The organism is Rhodococcus sp. 5G237 (genome assembly GCF_053764735.1).
Map to the genome: position 1 here is coordinate 220,064 of NZ_JBSNCD010000002.1, position 21,254 is coordinate 241,317.

Below are 21,254 nucleotides of genomic sequence, written 5' to 3' on the forward strand. Positions count from 1 at the left end.
ACGGTCGTGCTGTAGGTACACGGTGTGTGTTTCCGGCGCACGACGTCACGGCGCCGACCCGCGGCGCACAACCGCGCTCTCGTCGAGGAAGGTATTCATGCCCATTGCCACCGTGAACGGCATCCCGCTGAACTATCAGGTCAAGGGAACGGGCGATCTCGTCGTCCTCATCATGGGAACGGGTAGTCCGGGGCGCGTGTGGGATCTGCACCAGGTGCCCGCGCTCGTCAAGGCCGGCTACCGGGTCGCCACCTTCGACAACCGCGGCATCGCACCGTCGGGCGAGAGCCTCGGCGGCATGACCATCGACGACCTGGTGAAGGACACCGCCGGTCTGATCGAACTGCTCGGCGGCCCCGCCTACGTGATCGGTACGTCGATGGGTGCGCGTGTCGCGCAGGAGCTGGCGCTCGCCCGTCCCGAACTCGTCCGCAAGGCCGTCTTCCTGGCCGGCCACGCCCGCATGGACCAGTTCCAGCTGACGCTCACCGAGGGCGAGCGGCAGCTCTACGACAGCGGCGTCGAACTGCCGCCGAAGTACCAGGCCGCCGTCACGGCCGTGATGAATCTGTCGCCGGCCTCGCTGGCCGACGAGCACACCGCCCGCGACTGGCTGGATGTCTTCGAGTTCAGCGGAGGAAAGGTGTCGGCAGGGGTGCGCGCGCAGCTCGGCATGGACCGGGAGTTCGATCGGCGCGCGGCCTACCGCGGCATCACCGTGCCGTGCCTGGCCGTCGGATTCGCCGACGACCGGATGATCCCGGCCTATCTGTCGCGCGAGGTGGCGGACGCCATTCCGGGTGCGCGCTACGAGGAGATCCCGGACGCCGGGCACTACGGCTACCTCGAGCGGCCCGAGGCGGTCAACAAGATCCTGGTGGACTTCCTGGCTTCTTAGAGGAATCCCTTCACAAGGGAAATCGGCAGGCGGGCGCGGTGGGATCGGCGACGAACCACCGCGCCCGTCGTCGTCGACATGCGACGAAGGTCCCCTGTGATCCGGGAGATCGGGACGTCCCGCGGACCGTCGGGCACTGGTACGCTCACCGAACAAAGGTTAGCCTGAGCTACCTTCGAGTCTCGTACGAACCGATCATGGGCCCCTCCGGCCCCCCTAGTACGGAAGTTGAGTGATGACCGACCGTTCCAGCCTTGTCGCCGATGACGCGGGGAGGTCGGAGGGCAACTCGCAAGGAGACGTCTTCGACCTCGTCGGTATCGGTTTCGGCCCCTCGAACCTGGCGCTCGCGATCGCCGTCGAGGAGCACAACACCGACAATCCCTCCTCGGCGATCCGGGCACGTTTCTTCGAACGCCAGTCGGCCTTCGCCTGGCACCCGGGCATGCTGCTCGAGGGCGCCACGATGCAGATCGCGTTCCCCAAGGATCTGGTCACCTTCCGTAACCCCACGAGCTCGTACAGCTTCTTCTCCTACCTGCACGACCGTGGCCGTCTCGTGGACTTCGTCAACCACCAGACGTTCTTCCCCACACGTCACGAGTTCCAGGACTACCTGCAGTGGGCGGCCGCGCGCGTCGATGCCGACGTCCGCTACGGAACCGAGGTCGTCTCGGTCGAGACCGTCCGCAACCACAACGGGGTTGCCGACCTGTTCGCCGTGCGGACCGCCGACGGCGCCGTCGTGTACGCGCACAGCGTCGTGGTCGGAGTCGGACTGCGTGCCCGGCTCCCGAAGTGGGCGACCGAGTCCGCCCGCTGCTTCCACAACCACCACTTCCTCTTCCACATCGAGGACATGCCGGAGCCGCAGCACCAGCGCTTCGTGGTGGTCGGTGCGGGGCAGAGCGCTGCCGAGGTCGTGCAGTACCTGCACACGCACTACCCGCAGGCCGAGGTCCACAACGTCTTCAACCGCTTCGGGTACAGCCCCGCCGACGACAGCCCGTACGCGAACCGCATCTTCGACCCGCAGGTCGTCGACGAGCTGCACGCGGCCCCGCTGTCCGAGCGTGAGCGTCTGCTCGCCCTGCACCGCAGCACCAACTACTCGGTCGTCTCGCCCGAACTCATCGAGGCGCTCTACGCGACCGAATACCGCGAACGGGTGAGCGGTCGTCGCCGCCTGTTCATGCGTCGTGCCTCGGAGGTCGTGTCGGCGATCGAGAGCGACGCGGGAGTCACCGTCGAGATCCGCGACAATCTCGAAGGCGACACCGAGACCTTCGAGTGCGATGCCGTGGTCCTCGCGACCGGCTTCGAGCCCACGCCTCTCACGCCGCTGCTGGGTGATCTCGCGCCCGAGACACCCGTTCTGTCCGTCGCCCGCGACTACCGTCTGCCGCTGCCCGAGAACGTCACGGCCGACGTCTACCTGCAGGGCGGAACCGAGAAGACACACGGTCTGACCGCGTCGTTGCTGTCCAACGCAGCGATCCGCGCGGGTGAGATCCTGACCTCGATCGTCGAACGCCGCGAGCTCCGTCTGCCCGGAGCCGGGGGAGGAATCGACGAGCTTGGTAGGATATCGGACCATCACACCTACGCAACAAGTGAGGCGAGATGAGCACGAATCCATTTGACGACGAAGACGGCCGCTTCTACGTCCTCATCAATGATGAGGAGCAGTACTCGCTGTGGCCGACCTTCGCCGAGGTTCCGCAGGGGTGGCGGGTGGTATTCGGCGAAGAGTCGCGCGCCGCTTGCGTCGAGTACGTCGAGCAGAATTGGACCGATATGCGTCCGAAGAGCCTTCGCGACGCAATGGAAGCCGACGAGAAGGCCCGCCAGGGCAGCTGAACGCTTCCGTCAGATCCGCCGAGAGTCACGCCCGCGCCGAAAGCGCAGCGTGGCTCTCGTCGTCTGTACGGACGATCCTGCCTCCCGGCCCGACGACGACCCCTGCGAAGCGACGGGGATCGGGCCCGTGGCCAGCGGACCCGACGCGATCGGGCCCGTGGGTATCGGGCCGGTCGCGATCGGTCCCGTCGCGAGGGGGCCCGTCCCGGGAGCTGTGGGTATCGGGCCGGTGTGCAGCGATCCCACCGGGATGGGACCCGTGGCGGGGCCGGGCGCCGGACGCCACACCGGGCGGTTCTTGTCGAGCCGGATCCGGGGGATACGCCGCAGCTGCGGGCGACGCAGCGCACCGACGCGGAGGACACCGCGCGGGTTGCGGGTGCGGCGGGCGAGCCATTCACCGAGCGTGACACCCGCGGCGAGCGCGCACCCGATACCGAACGCCGAGAACAGCGCCGTCATGCCGGTGGCCATCTGATTGCGGAGCATCGCGTACAGACCGCGATAGAGGGCGAGACCGGGTAGCAGCGGCGTGATGCCGGCGACCGCGACGACCAGCGGTGGTGTGAGCGCGCGGCGGGCCATCAGACCACCGGCGAAACCGATGACGGTCGCGGCCAGCGCCGACGAGATGATCGGGCCGAGCGACAGCCCGAGCGCGAGCTGGTAGCCGAGGCTGCCGGTGGCGCCGGCGAGCGCGGCGACCGTGAGAGCGCGACGTTCGGCGTAGCAGGCGAGGGCGTAGAACAACGCCGCCGCGGCACCGGCGAGGATCTTCGTCGGCAGCTGTGTGAGGTCGGGGAGTGCCTCGTAACTGATGAGAGGGAGTTCGGCGCCGAACACCGACGCGACCCGCAGGGTCGTGGCGACGCCCGCGATGATGCCGCCCGTCATCATCAGCACTTCGAAGAAACGCGCCGACGCCGTGATGGGGGCACCGGTGATGGCGTCCTGCACCGAACCCACGAGCGACAGACCGGACAGCAGCACCGTCACGCCGGCCGCGATGATCAGTCCCGGTGACACTTCGATCCCGATCGTCTCCCGTATCCCGTACAGCGTGATCGCCGGGGCCGTCGCGACGATGCCGCCCACCAGATGCTGGAAGAAGAACGGCAACCCGGCCGCGTTCAGTTTGCGGTTGACGCGGTCGATCACGAACGTCGAACCGAAGGCGACGAGCGCGACCAGCGCGTCGCCGCCGAGGAGCACGGAGATCGAGGCCGCCATCGCCGACCACGCGATCGTCGCCACCCAGCGGTTGTACGGATGCGCCTTGGTGGTGATGGCGAGCAGTTCTTCGTGCGCCTGCGCCGGGGAGATCGCGTCGCGGCGGATACGGCGGGTCAGACGGTCGACGGCCGCGAGTCGCGTGAAGTCCATCGAGCGGTAGTGCACCACCCGCATCGTGCTCGACGGCGGCATGGTCGGTCCGCGATAGGCGGACAGCACGATCGAGTTGTAGGTGACGTCGACGTCGCACTGCGCCAGACCGTAGGTGGCGGCGACGAACCGCACCTGTTCGGCGGTGTCGATCGCGCCGGTGCCCGAGGCGAGCAGAACCTCGCCGACACGCACGGCGACGTCGAGCGCCTCGGCGACCACTGCATCGTCGGTCAGATCGATCGGCTGCAGTGGCGCGGGCGCCTCGGTGACCGCGTCGATGGTCGCGCGGCGGGTACCGAGAACCCGATCGAGGAAGTCGTCGAAGCGGCTCACCGTCCGCGGCCTCCGGTACGGCTGGGGGAAACGGGGAGGGTGGGCATGCAATCCACCGTAACGAAGGCGGGTGGGTGCGCGCCGGGAGTGTGACGCGCTATATGATGGCGTCGCTCACGCGTCGTCCGCGACCGTCGAGTTCTGTGCCTCCTTAGCTCAGTGGTAGAGCACTCGCCTTGTAAGCGAGCGGTCGTCAGTTCAATCCTGACAGGGGGCTCCAGTAGGGCCCGTCGCGTACCGCGCGGGCCTGTTTCATCCGGTGCTGCTGTGAACCGCTGCGAAGACCACGAATACGGCGAACAGCGCCGCAGCGCCCAGGCAGGCACCGATCAGAGCTTCGCGACGATGCGTCGCCGTGCCCCTGTCGACCCGTTCGAGACCGATCCATCCGCACACCACCGCGACCAGACCTGCGGGGATCGCGACGAAGTCGCCGATGACGGGTACGAAGGCGAAGACGAGCGCGACGATTCCCGAGATCAGTGCCGTGTTCCCGGCGCCGTTGCGGGGCGGGACCGGGGTGAAGCGGTCTGCGGTCATCGTCCCTCGATCCGGGAGGCACACATGCACGGGCGGGTGTTCGCCCGGACCGGATCCCGATGTCCCGTCGAAGGCGAGAAGGACAACCTACATCGGAAGACGGGGCTCCGGGAGAGTTGCCGGACCGGTGCCGTCCTGCTCAGGCTGGTGGCGTTCACCGAGGCGGAGTGCTCGGCGCTCGGACAGGTCGATCACCGGTGCGATCGTGCGCGGCGCCTCGTGGAGGTCGCGGGCCGCGGCGACGCGGCCGAATACGAGGGCGACCACCGGGGATGCCGTGAACCATCCGAGCAGCGGCCAACCGATCCATGTCATACCCGGAGAACGGTTCGGGCGCACGGAGCGTTAACGGATCCGGTGCAGTTCACCCGGCAGTTCACCCCTCACATGTCACTGCAGGGGCGTGTGAATACGGAAGTGACGAAATGGATCGGATATCAGGACTTCGAGGATTCGAATGCGTCCATATCGACGAATATCAGTCGTCCGTCGTCGAGTGCCACGGCCCAGCGGCGCACGGGCGCCCAGTCGCGACCCAGTTTGTCGCCCACGGCTTCCTGTGCAGGACCGAAGTCTTCGACGATCGTGCCGGGACAGGCCTTGTCGCCCGCGACACCCGCGCGTACGACGACCTTCGAGCCCACAGCAGGCTTCGGGGGAGTATTCGACGATCCGGCCATAACTCGAATCATGCCATCAGTGGAAAGAAAAGACCGGGCAAACACGGATTATCCGCATCGGACGAATGTGGCGATTCGGGTGGAATATCCCTTTTGCGTTGTTCTTTCCTCCGGAAACGACTTCGCCCACGCCGGTCGGCGTGGGCGAAGAGGTTCTCGAATCGGAGAAACAATGGTCGGTCAGCGCAGTGCGAGCTTCTCGCGCGCCTGATCGACGAACTCGGAATCGACCATGAGGTCGTAGCGCGAGGCCTCGATGCTCTTTCTCGAGACGAAGTCGCGGCGTCCCCCGGTGCTCCAGTGAGTGAAGAAGCCGAGTGATCCGCCCCATACCGCGCCGAAGACGACAGCGGCGAGGATCACGGTGGCCATGCCGGTAGCAGGCAGGAGCAGTGCCAGGAGCAGCCCGAAGAGCAAGCCCGTCCAGACGCCCGCGGCGGCGCCGCGAAGGGCGGCCTTGCCGTTGGTCATGCGGCCTTCGATGTGTTCGACGGTGGTGACTCCCTGGCCCACGACCCGCAGGTACTCCACGGGAAAGCCTTCGTCGGACAGGTGGTCGATGGCCCTCTCGACGGCGTCGTAGGTGCGGTAGCTCTCGAGGACGGTTTCGGATTCGGTGTGGTGCCCGGGTGTCGGTGCGTAGATATCTGTCATGCGTTCCCCTTCGTCGACGATTGGAACGATACGCTCATCGTAGCGTATCGTTTCGTAGTGTTTGATTCGGGGTCGCCTTTTCGGGGAGACTCGGGAATCCTGCGGGTGTATGCCCGCGCGAGGAGGATGTAGACATGGTGGGCGAGGTCGAGACGGAGTCCGTGGCCCTGACGTCGCGGCGTCCCGTCAAGGAGCGTGCCGGGACCGACGCACGCATCGTGAAGGCCGCGCTCGAGATCCTGCGCCTTCACGGGCCCAACCGCGTCACCGTCGAGGCGGTCGCGGCGCTGTCGGGCGTTGCGAAGACGACGATCTACCGGCGCTACGCGAACCGCGAGGAGATCCTCGACGCGGCACTGCACTCGCAGGTCGCCTCGCCGTGCGTTCCCGACGGGTTGTGCGTCTACGACCGCGTCAAATGGACCCTCGAACTGATCCGTCGCGGACTGTCGAACGAGGTGGGCATGGGCAGTGTCGGCGCACTGCTCACCGACCAGGAACCCGAGTTCACCGAGTCGATCCGCGAGATCATCAATGCCCGGAGCGAGGTCGTCGCCGACGTGCTCCGCACCGCGATCGAGTCGGGCGCGATCCGCAAGGACATCGACGTCGACACCGCCGTCTCGATGCTCGTCGGCGCGTATCTCGGCGCCTACCTGCGTCACGGCGAGGTGGGGGAGTCCTGGGCGGACGAGGTCGTCCACATCGTCTGCCCCGAACTGGAACCGGACACGAAGGGGCAGTGATCGTAGGCCCGCCCCCGCGGGTCGATCGGCCGTAGGCTCGACCCGTGACCGAGTCGAGTCGATGCGTGGTGGCGGTCGTGGGATCGCTGAACCTCGACCTGACGGTCGTCGTGGCACGTGCTCCCGAAGAGGGTGAGACGGTACTCGGCCGGCATCTGCGCACCTATCCGGGAGGCAAGGGCGCGAACCAGGCCATCGGTGCTGCCCGCCTGGCTCCCACCGCCATCGTCGGCGCGGTGGGCAGCGATCATGCCGCCGACGTGCTGCGCGGCGTGCAACAGAGGGCCGGGGTCGACACCTCCCATCTGCGCACCACACCGGGCCCGACCGGCCGGGCCGTCATCATCGTCTCCGACGACGGGCAGAACCGGATCGTCGTCGTACCCGAGGCCAATTCGCTGCTGAAAGCCGAGGACGTGACCACCGCACTCGATGCCCTCGATCCCGCGGTGGTGCTCACCCAACTCGAGCTGCTCCCCGCGGTGACCTGGGCCGCCGCCCAGTGGGCGCGCGGTCACGACCGCCGGTTCGTGCTCAATCCGAGCCCGGTGATCGACCTGGACGAATACGTCCTCGCCGGCGCCGATCCGCTCGTACTCAACGAGCAGGAAGCCCTGCACTACGCGGGTCTTCCCGCCGGGGCCCCCTTCGACGAGATCGTGACCCGCCTGCTCGAACAGGTACGCACCGTGGTGATCACCCGGGGCGGGGAGGACGTCGTGGTCGGAACCGAGGACGCGATCGAACATCTGCGGGTCCCGCAGGTCGACGTCGTCGACACGACGGGTGCGGGCGACCACTTCGCCGGCACGCTCGCCGCACTGCTCGGCACGGGGGAGGACCTGTTCGCGGCAGCGCGCCGGGCATCGGCCGACGCTGCCCGGCTGGTCGCATCCCGTCGCTCCGATCGCTGATCCGCGGGAACCGCGTCAGGGCGGCGGAAGCAGTTCGCCCTTGCCGCTGCGCAGCCAGCGCCCGGGAAGGCGGCCGGCGAGGTCGCCGAGCGGACCGACGGCCCCGCGCAGCAGCTCGACCGTTTCCTGCAGCATGTCGATACTCGCGTTCATCTGCGAGATGCCGGGCGTGAGATGCGCGAGTGTCTCCGAGAGCGAGACGATCTGATCGAGCGGACCGCCCTCGGCGAGCAGTCGTTCCAGGGCGCCCCGTTCGGAGAGCAGGACGTCGAGGACGCCGCCCTGGGCGAGAGCCCGCTCGACGACCCCGCCGGGCCGGATCGCCACGTCGACGATGCCGCCCGGTGCGGTGAGCCGCTCCACCGCCCCGTCCTGGGCGAGCAGCCGCTCGAGCGGGCCGTCGTGCGCGGTGAGGCGATCGAGCAGACCACCTTCCGACACGAGGCGGTCGAGGGCACCGTCGTCGGCGAGGATCCGGTCGAGGGGACCGCCCGGCGCGGTGAGCCGGTCGACGGGTCCGCCCGGTTCGAGCAACCGATCGAGCAGGCCACCCGGCTCGGTGAGCCGATCCACGGGACCACCCGGCGCGAGCAGCCGGTCGAGGGGACCACCGGGACGCAGCGCGTGACCGAGTCCGCGGTCCTCCGACGTGAGCTTCGAGATCTGCTGCAGCAGACCCACCGAACTGCGGGTGTCGGGCAGGCCGACCGCGCCGAGCGCGGAGTAGGTGGTGGGCGACACCGCGACCCGCACGGTGCCGACGACCGTCTCGGCAACGCTCAGGGCGGCCTCTGCGGCGGTCAGACCCACACGCACCGGCATCACGAGTACGGACCCGAGGTTCATGGAACCGACTGTAACGGTCAGTGCTCGAGAACGTCGGTGTCCGAGAACGTCGGTGTCCGAAAAGGTCAGTGCACGAGTTTGAGACCGACGACGCACAGCACGATGCCCGCGATCAGTGCGATCTTCAGCAGTGAGGCCGCCTCGGTGCCGGTGACCATCGCGTATCCGACCGTGAGAGCGGCGCCGATACCCACCCAGATCGCGTAGGACGTCCCGACCGGCAGGGTGCGCAGGGCATACGCGAGTCCGGCCATGCTCAGGACGAGGGCGACGACGAACACCACGGTGGGGGTGAGCCGGCTGAAACCGGCGGATCTGCCGAGGGCCGTGGCCCACACGGCTTCGAGCACACCGGAGAGGACGAGAACGATCCAGGCCATGACGTACAACGCTCCTGCACCGTCTTGTCGCTGGCCGGGTACGGTGCGCTCGTCCGGGAGGCCGACCGGCGGCCACCTCCGTCGAGGTTAGGAATCCCGGGCGAGTATTGGCAAATTGCTCAGGACACGCGCAGCAGCTGTGATTCCTGCGCAATCACCGTGCACGAGCATCCGCCGTCCAGTTCGGTGCAGTCGAGAACGAGGGTGTGCCGCACGATCTCGAAGTCGACGCAGTCGGGTTCTGTGCAGTCGACCCGAGTATCGGCGTGGATCACGAGGGTGCCGTGGCAGTGGTCGAGATCGTGGTTGCACTGTGAGCACGTCATGCACCACTTGATAGCACTACCGTCGGACAGGTTCTCAGAGGCGGGTCGTGTGCCGTCCGGTTCGTCCGGTGCGCGGGCCCCGACGTCCCACGACTATCGTGAGCACGCGCAACAAGCAGGTATTGCCGACTCGGGGAGGAGTCACACATGGGGATCACGGACGTGGTCGGGAAGGCCGCGCGGAACGCGTGGTCGTTGTTCGTCGCCGACGGAATCGCGCCGCCCCATCGCACTCCCTCGGTGGTCGTCGGGGACGGTCGCCACCGGACGCTGCGTCGCTTCGGCCCGGAGAACGCCGGTCCGCCGGTGCTGCTCGTGACCCCGCTCGCCGCGTCGCCCACCTGCTTCGACCTGATGCCCGGCCAGAGTCTCGTCGAGCACCTGCTCGAGCTCGGCCGCAGCGTCTTCCTCGTCGAGTACGGCGAGATGACCTCCGACGACCGCGACCTCGGCCTCGAGTTCTGGATCGACGACGTCATCCCCGAAGCGATCGCCCGCACGTCCGAACTGTGCGGGAACCGCGAGGTGGACGTCGTGGCGTGGAGCATCGGCGGCACGCTGGCGATGCTCACCGCCGCGGCGCATCCCGACCTGCCGATGCGGTCGCTGACGGCCTTCGGCAGTCCGCTCGACTACTCCGCGATCCCGCTGATGGCGCTGCCCCGACTCGTCGGCCGGTTCGTCGCCGAGCCCGCACTCGGTCTGCTCGACGCCGTCTTCGGCGGGGTACCCGCACCCATCGTCCGCACGGCCTACCGTCTCACCGCGATCGAACGCGAGATCCAGCGTCCGTGGTTCGTTGCGACGCACCTCGCCGACGCGGAGACGCTCGCGCGGATGGAACGCGTCGACCGGTTCCAGGACGAGATCCACGGCTACGCCGGACGCGTGTTCCACCAGCTCGCGACGAGCGTGACCATCGACAACGAACTCGCCACCGGACGTCTGCACCTCGGCGACCGGGTCGTCGACCTCGCCGACGTCACGGTGCCGGTGCTCGCGTTCGGCGGCGAGGACGACGTGCTCGCCCCGATCCCGGCGGTCGAGCCCGTCACGAGGCTGCTCGTCGGCACGCAGGTGCGCTTCGTCCGCGTCCCGGGAACGCACCTCGGCATGCTCACCGGCAGCGCCGCGCGCGACACCTCGTGGGTCGAACTGGACGCCTTCCTCCGCGAACCCACGAACGGCAACGCGCCGGCCGCCACGCTTCCCGTCGAACAGGAAGTCGTGACGACCGGCGCGTGAGTGCCGGGCCGGTGCGTACTGCCGGCTAGTGCGTTCCGGCGGTCTCGGGGACCGACACCTTCACCGCATCCGCCTCGGGCTCCGGGGCCCGTCGGACGAACAGCGAGCCGACGACCGCGATCACCGCGATCACCGCGCCCCACGTGAAAGCGCCGTGGACACCGTCCGCGAGCGCACCGGCGGGATCGCCCGCGCTCTCGGCGCCCGCGACGCTCGTGCGGGTCAGCACCGTGATGAACAACGCCGTACCGGCAGCGCCGGCGACCTGCTGCATCGTGCTGACGATGGCGCTGCCGTGGGAGTACAGCCGTCGCGGCAGGGCTCCGAGCGCCGAGGTCAGCAGCGGCGAGAACATCAACGCGAGGCCGATGTTGAGCAGCACGTGCCACGCGATGACCGTGCCGATCGTGGTGGTCGCGTCGAAGGTCGTCATGCCCCACATCGCGACGCAGGCGATGATCGCACCCGGCGCGACGAGTGGCCGCGGACCGAACCGGTCGAACAGACGTCCGACGATGTAGCCGAGCAGACCCATGACCAGACCGCCGGGCAGCAGCATCAGGCCGGTGGTCAGCGTCGACTGACCCAGCACGTTCTGCAGGTAGATCGGCAGCAGGATGAGGGTGCCGAACAGCGACATCATGCTCACGGACACGAGTGCGACCGCGAGCGAGAACGCCGGGGTGCGGAACGCGTGCATGTCCAGCAGGGCGCCGTCGCCGAGGCGGATCTGACGCAGGACGAAGATCGTCAGCGACGCGATGCCGACGACCAGCGGCAGCCACGGCGGCATGAGCGGATCGCCCTCGGCGGCCTCACCGAGACTGCTCAGGCCGAAGACGAGACCGCTGAACCCGAGGGCCGACAACACCACCGACGGGGCGTCGAGCGGAACCGCGACCGGTTCGGTGACGTTGCGGATCCAGCTCAGGCCGAGTGCCGTCGCGACGACCGCGATCGGCAGCACCAGCCAGAACATCCACCGCCAGCTCAGCTGGTCGAGCACGACGCCACCGATGGTCGGGCCGACTGCAGGCGCGACCGCGATGACGATCGAGATCACGCCCATCGTGCGTCCGCGACGATCGGCGGGAACCAGGTTGAGCACCGTCGTGAACAGCAACGGCAACATCACCGCGGTGCCCACGGCCTGGACGACACGACCCAGCACGAGGACCGAGAAGATCGGTGCGCTCGCGGCGATCAGGGTGCCGAGCAGGAAGCTGCCCATCGCGATCGCGAAGACCGTGCGCAGCGACAGCCGGGTGAGCAGGTAACCCGTGATCGGGATGACGACGGCCATGGTCAGCATGAACGCCGTGGTGAGCCATTGGGCGGTGGCTGCGCCGACGTCGAACTCGACCATCAGCTTCGGCAGCGCGACGCTCATGATCGTCTCGTTGAGGATGACGACGAATGCGGCCCCGACGAGAACGGCGATCAGCAGACCGGCGCGCGGTGCGGCAGCGGCCTGCGGCTCGGTCGTACCCGCCGGGGCTGGGGAACTCGGTGGAGTAGCTGGGGAACTCGGTGGAGTAGAAGACACGAGGAACTCAACGGGATACCGGTCGGAATTGTTCCGCCGATATCCCGCCCGCCGGAGATCAGTCCGGGACGTGCTCGCCGTGACCCTGCTCGCGCAGCGCGTCCTTGATCTTCTGCTGCGCGCGGTCGAGCGATTCGGGGGAGGGATCCTTCTCGGCCGTCGCGAAATCGAAGTCGCCGAGGGAGTAGGCCGGGAAGACGTGCAGGTGCAGGTGGGGGACCTCCAGGCCGGCGATCATCAGGCCGGCGCGCGGGGCGTCGAAGGCGGCAGTGACGGCGCGGCCGAGGATGCGGGCGACGTCGTTCACCTTCGCCCACAGGTCGTCGTCCACGCTCTGCCAGTGGTCGACCTCCTGCCGCGGCACGACCAGCACGTGCCCCTCGGTGAAGGGGTTGATGGTCAGGAACGAGACGACGTCGTCGTCCTGCCAGACGAAACGGCCCGGCAGTTCACCGGCGATGATCTTGCTGAACACGGAAGTCATACCGGGAGGATAAGGGACACCGTGTTCACCGGAGCTGTTCCCCGACATCGGCCGCCGCGACGGTGAGGACCAACAGCGGCACGACCTTCTCCGGCGCGATCCGGTAGCGGTTGCGGCTCTCCTGTTCGACCACGCGCGCAGCCGACAGGGCACGGAGATGGTGGTAGAGCCGGCCGGTCGACGTGAGGTCGGTGGCCTCCTGCAGTTCGGTGGCGGTGGCGGGACCGCGCAGCAGGGTCCGCACGATCGCCAGTCGCGCCGGGTTGCCCAGGGCGTCGAGGACGGCGGCGACGGGAACGGGATCGAGTGCGAGGGATGCGCCCGCGTCGTACTCGATGTTCCAGCGGACGTTCCCGTGCAGGGAGACCGCGCCCCCGTAGGTCACGGACCCGGTGCCCGCCGCCACGTCCGCCGCGGGACCGTCCCCGGTGCCCGGGCGGGTCGCGTCGCCCTCGAGGATCCGCACACGGCGTTCGAGATCCGCGAGACGGGCCTCGTACTCGTCGTTCACGTCGCCGTCGCTCACATCGCGCAGCGTATCCGCTCGAGAAAATCGGGATCGTTCGCTGCCGCGGCGAGCATCTCCTGATGGGCGAACGATTCGAGGGCTCCCGCATAGTCACTGTCCGACATGCCGGACGCGAGCATCACCGTGGTCGCGATCGTGCCGTCGTCGCGGCGGAAGGTGACCGCGTCGGTGAGGATGCCGGGCAGGCTGCCGCCCTTGAATCCGACTCCCTCGAATCCCGGAACCGTGGACGGTTGCCATTCGAGGTGGGTGCGCGCGAGGTCGCTGCCGGCACCGAACGAACCGTCGGCGATCGCGCGATGCAGGGCGCTGAGTTCGGCGGCCGAGCCGGTGTTGTCGAAGCGCTGGACGCGGTCGACCCGGGCGAACAGATCCTCCGGCAAGGGGCGCTGCACCGCTTCGACGCGGTAGGCGGGGTCGGAGGCGTAGCGGCGCGCGGCGTCCCAGACCGCCGACGAGTCGTCGAGCGTCGGGTCGAGCAGCGCGAGCGTGTTGCCGAGCATCGTCGGCGGTGTGAAGTCGTCCCAGCCGCCCTGGGCGGCGGCCTCGCGCAAGGCGTCGTCGCCGAGCCGGTCGCGCAGGTAGTCGGGGACCGCGTTGTCGCTCTCCTGGATCATCGCCGACACCATCTCGTCGAGGGTGACGGTGTCCTCCGGGTCGTTCACACCGAGCCGTTCGAGAGCCCGGGGGTGTGCGCCGCCGTCGGTGTCGGGGAGATGCCAGCGTTCCCAGTCGGCGAGCGGTACGCGCTCGTCGGGGGAGAGTTCACCGGCTGCGACGGCGCGGGCATAGGCGGCGAGATGCACGACCTTCACGGCCGACGCGAGCGGTTGCCGTTCGTCGGGTCGTTGTTCGAAGGTCCCGCCGTTGCCGTCGTCGACCGCGATGGCGACCGTGTCGAAGTTCTCGGCGAGGTAGCCGATCCAGCCTTCGGCGGTGGTCACGTCGGCGGCGGGGGTGGGCGCGCATTCACCGGTCGGTGCGGAGGTCCCGGCGCCGGAAGGTGCGGCGACGTCGGGTTCCGACGGTCCGGTCTGTCCGCATCCGGCGAGCGCGATCACGACGCTCGTCGCGGCGAGGGTGGTTCCGATCCTGTTCGGCATGGCGATATCCGTCCGTGTCGAGGTTGTTAGTTCGTAATTTCGAACTTACGAAATAACGATAGACCGGTCGGGTGGGCGTGTCGAGAGCTCACCGCGACTCCGACGGTCGCGGGCGGTCGTATCGTCGGGCTCATGGGAGGTGACGGGAGTGCGCGGGAAGCGCCGCTGCGCGTGCTCGTGGACGAACTCGTCACACACGTCCTTGTGGGACTCCCTGCGGATCGGCGCACGGTGGTCGGTCTGTGCGGGCCGCCGGGCGCCGGGAAGAGTCGCGCCGCGGCGCTGCTCGTCTACGCCCTCCGGTGCGCGGGGGTCTCCACCGGGCAGGTGCCGATGGACGGCTACCACCTGTCCAACCGGCAACTCGACACCTTCGGCGCGCGGGACCGGAAGGGAGCGCCCGACACCTTCGACGTCGCCGGCTTCCGCGACATGCTGAGCCGGGTGCGGCAGTGCCGCGGCGAAACGATCTACGCCCCGGATTTCTCCCGGCCGCTCGACGAACCGATCGCGGCGGTGCACGCCGTGCCGGCCGACGCGCGGGTGATCGTCACCGAGGGCAACTACCTGATGTTCGAGACCGGAGGATGGGAACACATCCGCCCACTGCTCGACCTCGTCATCTACATCGACGCACCCCGCCGCACGCTCACCCGACGTCTCGTGCGCCGGCACCGCCACCACGGACGGGACGACGACGGAGCACGCGAATGGGTGCGGACCGTCGATCTGCCCAATGCGGAAGCCGTCCAGCGCACGCGCTCCCGCGCCGATCTCGTGTGGAGACCGGTCCCGTAGTCTGTCCTGCGTGCGCGTACTCGTTATCGGCTCCGGTGCCCGTGAACATGCTCTTGCTCTCGCCCTGTCCCGCGACCCCGGCGTGACCGCCGTGCTGGCCGCGCCGGGCAACCCCGGTATCGCGAACGTCGCCGAGCTGTTCCCCGTCGACGCGGCTTCCGCCGACAGCGTCGTCGCCCTCGCCACCGAGCAGAAGGCCGACCTCGTCGTCATCGGACCCGAGGTTCCGCTCGTCCTCGGTGTCGCCGACGCCGTCCGCGCCGCGGGTATCCCCTGCTTCGGGCCGTCGGCCGCTGCCGCACGCATCGAGGGATCGAAGGCATTCGCGAAGGACGTCATGGCCGCCGCCGGTGTGCGCACCGCCCACAGCGAGGTCGTCGACACTCCCGCGACCCTCGACGAAGCGCTCGACCGGTTCGGACCGACCTGGGTGGTCAAGGACGACGGTCTCGCTGCCGGTAAGGGCGTCGTCGTCACCACCGAGCGCGCCGCCGCCCGCGACCACGCCGCCGAGATCCTCGAGAACGGGCACCCCGTCCTGCTGGAGTCCTTCCTCGACGGCCCCGAGGTCTCGCTGTTCTGCCTCGTCGACGGCGAGACCGTCGTGCCGCTGCTCCCGGCGCAGGACCACAAGCGCGTCGGCGAGGGCGACACCGGCCCCAACACCGGCGGCATGGGCGCCTACACTCCGCTGCCGTGGCTGCCCGAGGGCAGCGTCGAGCGGATCGTCTCCGAGGTCGTCGAGCCCGTCGCGGCCGAGATGGTGCGCCGCGGATGCGGTTTCTCCGGACTGCTCTACGCGGGTCTGGCGATGGGTGCCGGGGGCCCGGCCGTGGTCGAGTTCAACTGCCGTTTCGGCGACCCGGAGACCCAGGCCGTGCTCGCCCTGCTCGAGTCCCCGCTGGGCGAGGCCCTGAACGCGGTCGCCACCGGTACGCTCGCCGAGCTCCCGCCGCTGCGCTGGAAGGACGGCGCCGCGGTGACAGTGGTGCTCGCCGCCGAGTACTACCCGTCCACTCCGCGCACCGGCGACGTGATCACCGGCGCCGAGGGCGACACGGTGCTGCACGCCGGCACCAGGCGCCGCGAGGACGGCGCGCTGGTCTCCGCAGGCGGACGCGTGCTCAACGTGATCGGTGTGGGTGCCGATCTCGCATCCGCGCGCGAGGCTGCCTATGATCGGCTCGCCGACGTGAAGCTGCCGGGCGGTCACTTCCGCCGCGACATCGGTCTGGCGGCCGTCGAGGGCCGGATCTCGGTCTAGCGTCTCACCCTCGTCCTTCACCTTGCACCTACCGGGTGTATGTTGCACACTCGGTGCATCTTTGATGCCGCCAGGGGTGACTGCATGGTTTCTCGAAGACGAACGCCGACGCTGGACCCGACACCGCTACGGCACCACCACGTCGTCGTCCACGGGTTGCCGGACGACGTCCTCGTCGAGCGCGACGTGCCCATCCGGACGGGCGACGGCACCGTACTGAGAGCGGACGTCTACCGCCCTGCCGGCTCCGGTGCGCAGGAGCGCTGCCCCGTGCTGGTCACCGTCACCCCCTACGGCAAGGACGCCGGTGTCGACCGTTATCCCGTCGACTTCGACGAACTCGCCGAATCCGGCAACCACGTCGGCGATCTCGAGATCAGCGACTGCACCTCCTTCGAAGCGCCCGACCCCGCCTACTGGGTTCCTCGCGGTTACGTCCTCGTCGTCGCGGACATGCGCGGTTACCACGCCAGCGGCGGACGTCCCCGACTGCTGCTCGGCCGGGCCGCGCTCGACTGCGCCTCCGTCGTGGAATGGGCCGGCGATCAGGAGTGGAGCAACGGCCGGGTCGGCCTCGCCGGTGCCGACTATCTCGCCACGCTGCAGTGGTACACCGCCGCGCTCGATCCGCCCGGTCTCGCGGCCATCGCGCCCTGGGAGGGGGTGAGCGATCCCTGCCGCGACATCCTTACCCAGGGCGGCATCCCCGAGACCCGTTACAGCGCGTTCTGGTACAGCGCGATGAACACGGGGGCCCGCTGCGGTGCCGCCTCTCTCCGGCGGTTCACCCCGTGGCTGCTGCGCCGGTTCCCCGACTTCTTCCGCCACGTCGCTCCGCCGCCCCGGCTCGAGGACATCACCGTGCCCGCCCTGGTCGGGGTCTCGTGGTCCGATCAGGGCCCGCGGGCCCGCGGTTCGGTCGAGGGCTACCGCCGCATCGGGTCGGAGCACAAGTGGCTCTACACCCACGGCCGGAAGATGTGGCAGACCTTCTACGGCAACGAGGCCCTCGACTACCAGCGACGATTCTTCGACCGCTTCCTCAAGGAGGAGGACAACGGCTTCGAGGACACCCCGCGCATCCGCCTCGAGACCCGCCACGACCTGCGGACCTATTCCGAACGCCTCGAGTCCGAGTGGCCGGTCCCCGACACCCGTTACGTCGCACTCCACCTCGACCACGCGAACGCCGACCTGAGCACCACCCCGTGCGAGAGCCGCCAGTTCCGCCGCACCTTCCCCGTCGCGGGCGACGAACTCGTCTTCACCCACACCTTCGACGAGGACACCGAGATCACCGGCCACGCGGCGCTACGTCTGTGGGTGCAGGCGAAGGACGCCAACGACATGGACCTGTTCGTCGGGCTGGCCAAGCGCGACGAGCACGGCCGCGACGTGTGGTTCGAAGGCCACGGCGGCTACGAGAAGGGATTCGTCGCCCACGGATGGATGCGGGTCTCGCGGCGGGCGCTGGACCCGGAGGCCTCCACCGCCTACCGGCCCGTCCACGACCGGACGAAGTACTGGCCGTTGCTGCCCGAGCAGATCGTGCCGGTCGACATCGAGATCATGCCGCACAGCACCTTCTTCGAGGCCGGATCGAGCCTCGTGCTCGTCATCGCCGGCCACGACCTCGACGAGAACCCGCGCGTCGGGCACGACCGCACCATCAACAAGGGCTTCCACATCGTGCACGCCGGCGGACAGTTCGACTCCCATCTGCTGTTGCCCATCGTGCCGCAGCCGGAGCCGGAAGCCGACGAGGCGGCCACCGACGCGGAGGTCGCGCCCGTGAAGGTCGTCGATCGTCAGGACTATCCGATCGCGTGGGGCGCCCTCACCCGACTTCAGCGCGTCCGGCTCTGACGAACGACGCGGGCGTACTACCGTCGTCGACGTGCGCCCCGAATCCCAACGCTCCGGTATCGAGACGTTCCATGTCATGGATGTGTGGAAGGCGGCCGCCGAGCGGCAGCGCTCCCACGGCGACGTCCTGAGTCTCGCCGCCGGACAACCGTCGACCCCCGCACCCGCTCCCGTGCTCCGCGCCGCCAACCTCGCGATCGACGCCGAACTGCTGGGTTACACGGAGACCTTCGGCATCCTGCCGCTACGCGAGGAGATCGCGGCGTACCACCGCCACAAGTACGGCATCGACGTCGACGCGGACGACGTCGTCGTCACCACCGGCTCGTCCGGCGCCTTCACCCTGGTGTTCCTCGCGGCCTTCGACGTCGGCGACACCGTGGTCGTCGCCCGCCCGGGCTACCCGGCCTACCGCAACACCCTCGCCGCGCTCGGCTGTCGCGTCGTCGAACTCGACTGCGGCCCACAGACCCGCTACCAGCCCACCGTCGCGATGCTCGAGGAACTCGACGCTCCGCCCGCGGGAATCGTCGTCGCCAGCCCCGCCAACCCGACCGGCACGATGATCGAACCGTCCGAACTCGCGGCGCTCGCACGCTGGTGCGACGAGCACGGCAGCCTGCTCGTCTCCGACGAGATCTATCACGGCATCGAATTCGATACGCCCGGCTCACCCGCGACCTCCACGGCCTGGGCGACCTCCCGCGAATCCGTAGTGATCGGCTCGGTGTCGAAGTACTTCTCGATGACCGGCTGGCGGCTCGGCTGGATGCTCGCCCCCGAGAGGATGCGGCCGGCCCTGCAGCGACTCGCGTCGAACATGACGGTGTGCCCGCCGTCGATCTCCCAGTTCGCGGCGATCGAGGCGTTCGGGACCGAGGCCCGCACCGAACTCGACGGGCACGTCTCCCGCTACGCCGTGAACCGGGAACTGCTGCTCGAAGGGCTACCGGACCTCGGCATCACGAAACTCGCACCGGCCGACGGCGCGTTCTACGTGTACGCCGATATCGGGCATCTGCTCGACGGGGAGAACTCGACCGCGTGGTGCGCCCGGCTGCTGCACGACACCGGTCTCGCGCTCGCACCGGGCGTCGACTTCGACACCGTGCGCGGCGACGGCACCGTGCGACTGTCGTTCGCGGGATCGACCGCCGACGTCACCGCGGCGCTCGACCGGCTGGCGGGATGGCTGCCCGTCTCGTGATCACCGCCCGTCGGCGATGATCCGCGCGATGTTCCGTTCGGCCAGCGCCGCGATGGTCAGCGACGGGTTCGCGGTGCCGGTGCTGCCCGGGATCAGCGCACCGTCGACGACGTAGAGACCGGGATGGCCGTGCACGCGGCCGTAATCGTCGGTCGCCTCGCCGAGCACCGCACCGCCGAGCGGATGCGCAGTGAAGGTCGCGTTGACGTCCTCGGCCATCGGCGATGCGCCCGGGATCGTGCCACCGGCCTGTGCCATCGCGTTGTGCACGGCCCGCAGGGCGTCGACGCTCTCGCGTTCGCCACCGGCCGGCCAGTTCACAACCGCTCGATCGGCACCCGGGTCGTACGCGAAGTCGGCGCGGGTGGGGTCGAGGGTCATGCCGAGGGAGGCGAGCATCCCGACGTCCTTCGCGGTGCCCGCGACGAACCAGTTCTCGAGGCTCAGCGGCAGACCGGACTCGTCGACGATCCGCGACGCCGACGGCGCGCCCTGGTCGCCGCCGAAACCTTCGGTGAGCGCGAACGAGCGGACGAGCACCGCGTCGCCGTTGGTGCCCCATCCCCGGCCGACACGCTCGTCGAGGTTCGGCAGCGAACCGGTGTGCCGGGCCTTGACGAGCAGTTCGGTGGTGCCGATCGATCCGGCGCCGAGGACGAGGCGGTCGCACGTGATCGTGGTGGTGCGCAGCACCGCCCCCGTCGGGTCGACGGCCTGCACGTCGAGCCGGTAGCGGCCGTCGCCGTCCTGACCGATCGCAAGCACCCGGTGACCGTGGCACACCAGGGTGCGCCCGGTGGCCTCTGCCGCCGGGATGTAGTTCTGCGTGAGATCGAACTTCGCGCCGTTCGAATTGCCGAGATTGCTCTCGCCCGCGACGGCCGACCGGCGGACCGAGCCGGCGAGTTCGGCGCGCACGACGTCCCAGTCCCAGATGCCGTCGATGCGGTGCGGGCTGTAACCGGCGGCGCGCGCGTCGTCGTCCCACCGCCGCGAATGCGTGAACTCGGCGGCGTTGTAGATGTCGTCGGGCATCGGGTCGAGGCGCAGCATCGAGCGCACCTTCGGGTACCAGGTGGACGTCATCTCGTCGTAGGACAGACGACCGCCGAAGACGTGCTCGAAGAAGTGCCGTTCGGGAGCGATCATCACCCCGGTGAACACGATCGATCCGCCGCCCACCGCGGCGCCGCGCCACACCGACATGTTCGGGTAGTCGACCACGTCGAGGACGCCGGCGAAGTCGTCGCACACCACCGGAATGCCCGTCGGCCCGGTGAAATGGGTGCGGTGGTGGTAGCCGCGACCATCGGCGAGCAGGTCGGTCGTGAAGATCTCGCGGTGCGGGTCGTGGGGCCAGCGCATGCCGCGCTCGAGCATCGTGACGCGGTTGCCGGCCTCGGCCAGGCGCAGCGCGGCGACGCTCGCACCGAAACCGGAGCCCACCACGACGACCTCGGAATGCGCCGGCGGGGCGGGCGGCGGAACGAACAGTTCGGGCACGAGACGGCGGTACTCGTCGACCCCGACGGGCAGCGCATCCGCACGCGGGAGGCCGAGACCGGACAGGCCCGGGGCCGCGGCGCCGGCACCCGCCAGGGCGGCCCCGAGAAGCGATGCCTGCAGAAAGCGTCGACGTCTCATCCGGT

23 protein-coding genes, 1 tRNA gene and 1 riboswitch are annotated in these 21,254 nt (G+C 69.0%); of the genes, 11 read left to right on the forward strand and 13 right to left on the reverse strand.

From position 1 onward, the window contains the following. Positions 1–97: 97 nt before the first annotated feature. From ACWPOC_RS04385 to ACWPOC_RS04395, 3 genes are all read left to right on the forward strand, one after another. Positions 98–898, forward strand: a complete 801-nt coding sequence (locus tag ACWPOC_RS04385) for an alpha/beta fold hydrolase (RefSeq protein WP_085469374.1) — start codon at positions 98–100, stop codon at positions 896–898. A 235-nt stretch (positions 899–1,133) separates the two neighbouring features. Then, entirely contained in the window at positions 1,134–2,525 is a 1,392-nt protein-coding gene (locus ACWPOC_RS04390; RefSeq protein ID WP_120281400.1) for a lysine N(6)-hydroxylase/L-ornithine N(5)-oxygenase family protein, read from the forward strand. After that, a complete protein-coding gene (locus tag ACWPOC_RS04395) occupies positions 2,522–2,758 on the forward strand; it encodes an MbtH family protein (protein WP_006551884.1) in 237 nt (78 codons plus the stop codon). Before ACWPOC_RS04390 ends, ACWPOC_RS04395 begins: the two co-directional genes overlap by 4 nt. Before the next feature lie 9 nt (positions 2,759–2,767). Here ACWPOC_RS04395 and ACWPOC_RS04400 read toward each other — a convergent pair whose 3' ends face one another. Further along, complete coding sequence (locus tag ACWPOC_RS04400; RefSeq protein ID WP_120281401.1) at positions 2,768–4,477, reverse strand: threonine/serine exporter family protein; 1,710 nt, start codon at positions 4,475–4,477, stop codon at positions 2,768–2,770. Positions 4,478–4,622: 145 nt separating this feature from the next. On the opposite strand from ACWPOC_RS04400, the gene ACWPOC_RS04405 reads away from it, so the two are divergent. Then, a tRNA-Thr gene (locus ACWPOC_RS04405) sits at positions 4,623–4,697 on the forward strand. A gap of 32 nt (positions 4,698–4,729) precedes the next feature. On the opposite strand, the gene ACWPOC_RS04410 is transcribed toward ACWPOC_RS04405, so the two are convergent. From ACWPOC_RS04410 to ACWPOC_RS04425, 4 genes are all read right to left on the reverse strand, one after another. Further along, positions 4,730–5,017, reverse strand: coding sequence for a hypothetical protein (locus tag ACWPOC_RS04410; protein WP_455408070.1), 288 nt, complete (start codon positions 5,015–5,017; stop codon positions 4,730–4,732). 87 nt (positions 5,018–5,104) lie between these two features. Further along, positions 5,105–5,332: a hypothetical protein gene (locus ACWPOC_RS04415; RefSeq protein WP_455408071.1), complete on the reverse strand. Its 228-nt coding sequence runs from the start codon at positions 5,330–5,332 to the stop codon at positions 5,105–5,107. Between the two features lie 122 nt (positions 5,333–5,454). After that, positions 5,455–5,697 (reverse strand): hypothetical protein, encoded by a 243-nt coding sequence (locus ACWPOC_RS04420; RefSeq protein ID WP_026061175.1) that lies wholly within the window; start codon positions 5,695–5,697, stop codon positions 5,455–5,457. 180 nt (positions 5,698–5,877) lie between these two features. After that, positions 5,878–6,351 carry a general stress protein gene (locus ACWPOC_RS04425; RefSeq protein WP_059382457.1) on the reverse strand — a complete coding sequence of 158 codons (474 nt, stop codon included), beginning with the start codon at positions 6,349–6,351 and terminating at the stop codon, positions 5,878–5,880. A gap of 134 nt (positions 6,352–6,485) precedes the next feature. On the opposite strand from ACWPOC_RS04425, the gene ACWPOC_RS04430 reads away from it, so the two are divergent. Then, a complete protein-coding gene (locus ACWPOC_RS04430; RefSeq protein WP_059382456.1) occupies positions 6,486–7,097 on the forward strand; it encodes a TetR/AcrR family transcriptional regulator in 612 nt (203 codons plus the stop codon). Positions 7,098–7,141: 44 nt separating this feature from the next. Further along, entirely contained in the window at positions 7,142–8,011 is an 870-nt protein-coding gene (locus ACWPOC_RS04435) for a ribokinase (protein ID WP_455408072.1), read from the forward strand. A 15-nt stretch (positions 8,012–8,026) separates the two neighbouring features. Here ACWPOC_RS04435 and ACWPOC_RS04440 read toward each other — a convergent pair whose 3' ends face one another. The 3 genes from ACWPOC_RS04440 to ACWPOC_RS04450 form a co-directional block, all read right to left on the reverse strand. Continuing rightward, on the reverse strand, positions 8,027–8,857 hold the full coding sequence (locus ACWPOC_RS04440; protein ID WP_016694817.1) for a hypothetical protein: 831 nt from the start codon (positions 8,855–8,857) through the stop codon (positions 8,027–8,029). Between the two features lie 65 nt (positions 8,858–8,922). Continuing rightward, the gene (locus ACWPOC_RS04445; protein WP_455408073.1) at positions 8,923–9,237 is read right to left on the reverse strand and encodes a DMT family transporter; all 315 of its coding nucleotides are present in this window, start codon (positions 9,235–9,237) and stop codon (positions 8,923–8,925) included. Between the two features lie 13 nt (positions 9,238–9,250). Then, a riboswitch (guanidine-III (ykkC-III) riboswitch) is annotated at positions 9,251–9,316 on the reverse strand. Positions 9,317–9,356: 40 nt separating this feature from the next. Then, positions 9,357–9,563, reverse strand: coding sequence for a hypothetical protein (locus tag ACWPOC_RS04450; protein WP_085469369.1), 207 nt, complete (start codon positions 9,561–9,563; stop codon positions 9,357–9,359). A gap of 147 nt (positions 9,564–9,710) precedes the next feature. On the opposite strand from ACWPOC_RS04450, the gene ACWPOC_RS04455 reads away from it, so the two are divergent. Then, positions 9,711–10,808: an alpha/beta hydrolase gene (locus ACWPOC_RS04455; RefSeq protein WP_455408074.1), complete on the forward strand. Its 1,098-nt coding sequence runs from the start codon at positions 9,711–9,713 to the stop codon at positions 10,806–10,808. A 25-nt stretch (positions 10,809–10,833) separates the two neighbouring features. Here ACWPOC_RS04455 and ACWPOC_RS04460 read toward each other — a convergent pair whose 3' ends face one another. Genes ACWPOC_RS04460 through ACWPOC_RS04475 form a run of 4 tightly spaced genes read right to left on the reverse strand, consistent with a single transcriptional unit; the run spans position 10,834 to position 14,470 of the window. Continuing rightward, positions 10,834–12,354, reverse strand: a complete 1,521-nt coding sequence (locus ACWPOC_RS04460; RefSeq protein ID WP_455408075.1) for an MDR family MFS transporter — start codon at positions 12,352–12,354, stop codon at positions 10,834–10,836. A 58-nt stretch (positions 12,355–12,412) separates the two neighbouring features. Further along, entirely contained in the window at positions 12,413–12,838 is a 426-nt protein-coding gene (locus tag ACWPOC_RS04465; protein WP_059382450.1) for an HIT family protein, read from the reverse strand. 25 nt (positions 12,839–12,863) lie between these two features. Beyond that, positions 12,864–13,364 carry an ArsR/SmtB family transcription factor gene (locus tag ACWPOC_RS04470; RefSeq protein WP_225623717.1) on the reverse strand — a complete coding sequence of 167 codons (501 nt, stop codon included), beginning with the start codon at positions 13,362–13,364 and terminating at the stop codon, positions 12,864–12,866. Then, positions 13,361–14,470, reverse strand: a complete 1,110-nt coding sequence (locus ACWPOC_RS04475) for a serine hydrolase (RefSeq protein WP_120281409.1) — start codon at positions 14,468–14,470, stop codon at positions 13,361–13,363. Before ACWPOC_RS04475 ends, ACWPOC_RS04470 begins: the two co-directional genes overlap by 4 nt. 132 nt (positions 14,471–14,602) lie before the next feature. On the opposite strand from ACWPOC_RS04475, the gene ACWPOC_RS04480 reads away from it, so the two are divergent. From ACWPOC_RS04480 to ACWPOC_RS04495, 4 genes are all read left to right on the forward strand, one after another. After that, positions 14,603–15,268 carry a nucleoside/nucleotide kinase family protein gene (locus tag ACWPOC_RS04480; protein ID WP_120281410.1) on the forward strand — a complete coding sequence of 222 codons (666 nt, stop codon included), beginning with the start codon at positions 14,603–14,605 and terminating at the stop codon, positions 15,266–15,268. A 10-nt stretch (positions 15,269–15,278) separates the two neighbouring features. Further along, positions 15,279–16,532 carry a phosphoribosylamine--glycine ligase gene (gene purD, locus ACWPOC_RS04485; RefSeq protein ID WP_268655138.1) on the forward strand — a complete coding sequence of 418 codons (1,254 nt, stop codon included), beginning with the start codon at positions 15,279–15,281 and terminating at the stop codon, positions 16,530–16,532. An 84-nt stretch (positions 16,533–16,616) separates the two neighbouring features. Further along, the gene (locus tag ACWPOC_RS04490; RefSeq protein WP_225623718.1) at positions 16,617–18,398 is read left to right on the forward strand and encodes a CocE/NonD family hydrolase; all 1,782 of its coding nucleotides are present in this window, start codon (positions 16,617–16,619) and stop codon (positions 18,396–18,398) included. A 31-nt stretch (positions 18,399–18,429) separates the two neighbouring features. Next, positions 18,430–19,605: a pyridoxal phosphate-dependent aminotransferase gene (locus ACWPOC_RS04495; protein WP_159416727.1), complete on the forward strand. Its 1,176-nt coding sequence runs from the start codon at positions 18,430–18,432 to the stop codon at positions 19,603–19,605. Here the strand turns inward: ACWPOC_RS04495 and ACWPOC_RS04500 are convergent, their stop codons facing one another. Continuing rightward, positions 19,606–21,249, reverse strand: a complete 1,644-nt coding sequence (locus ACWPOC_RS04500) for a GMC oxidoreductase (RefSeq protein ID WP_229582335.1) — start codon at positions 21,247–21,249, stop codon at positions 19,606–19,608. Positions 21,250–21,254 lie beyond the last annotated feature (5 nt).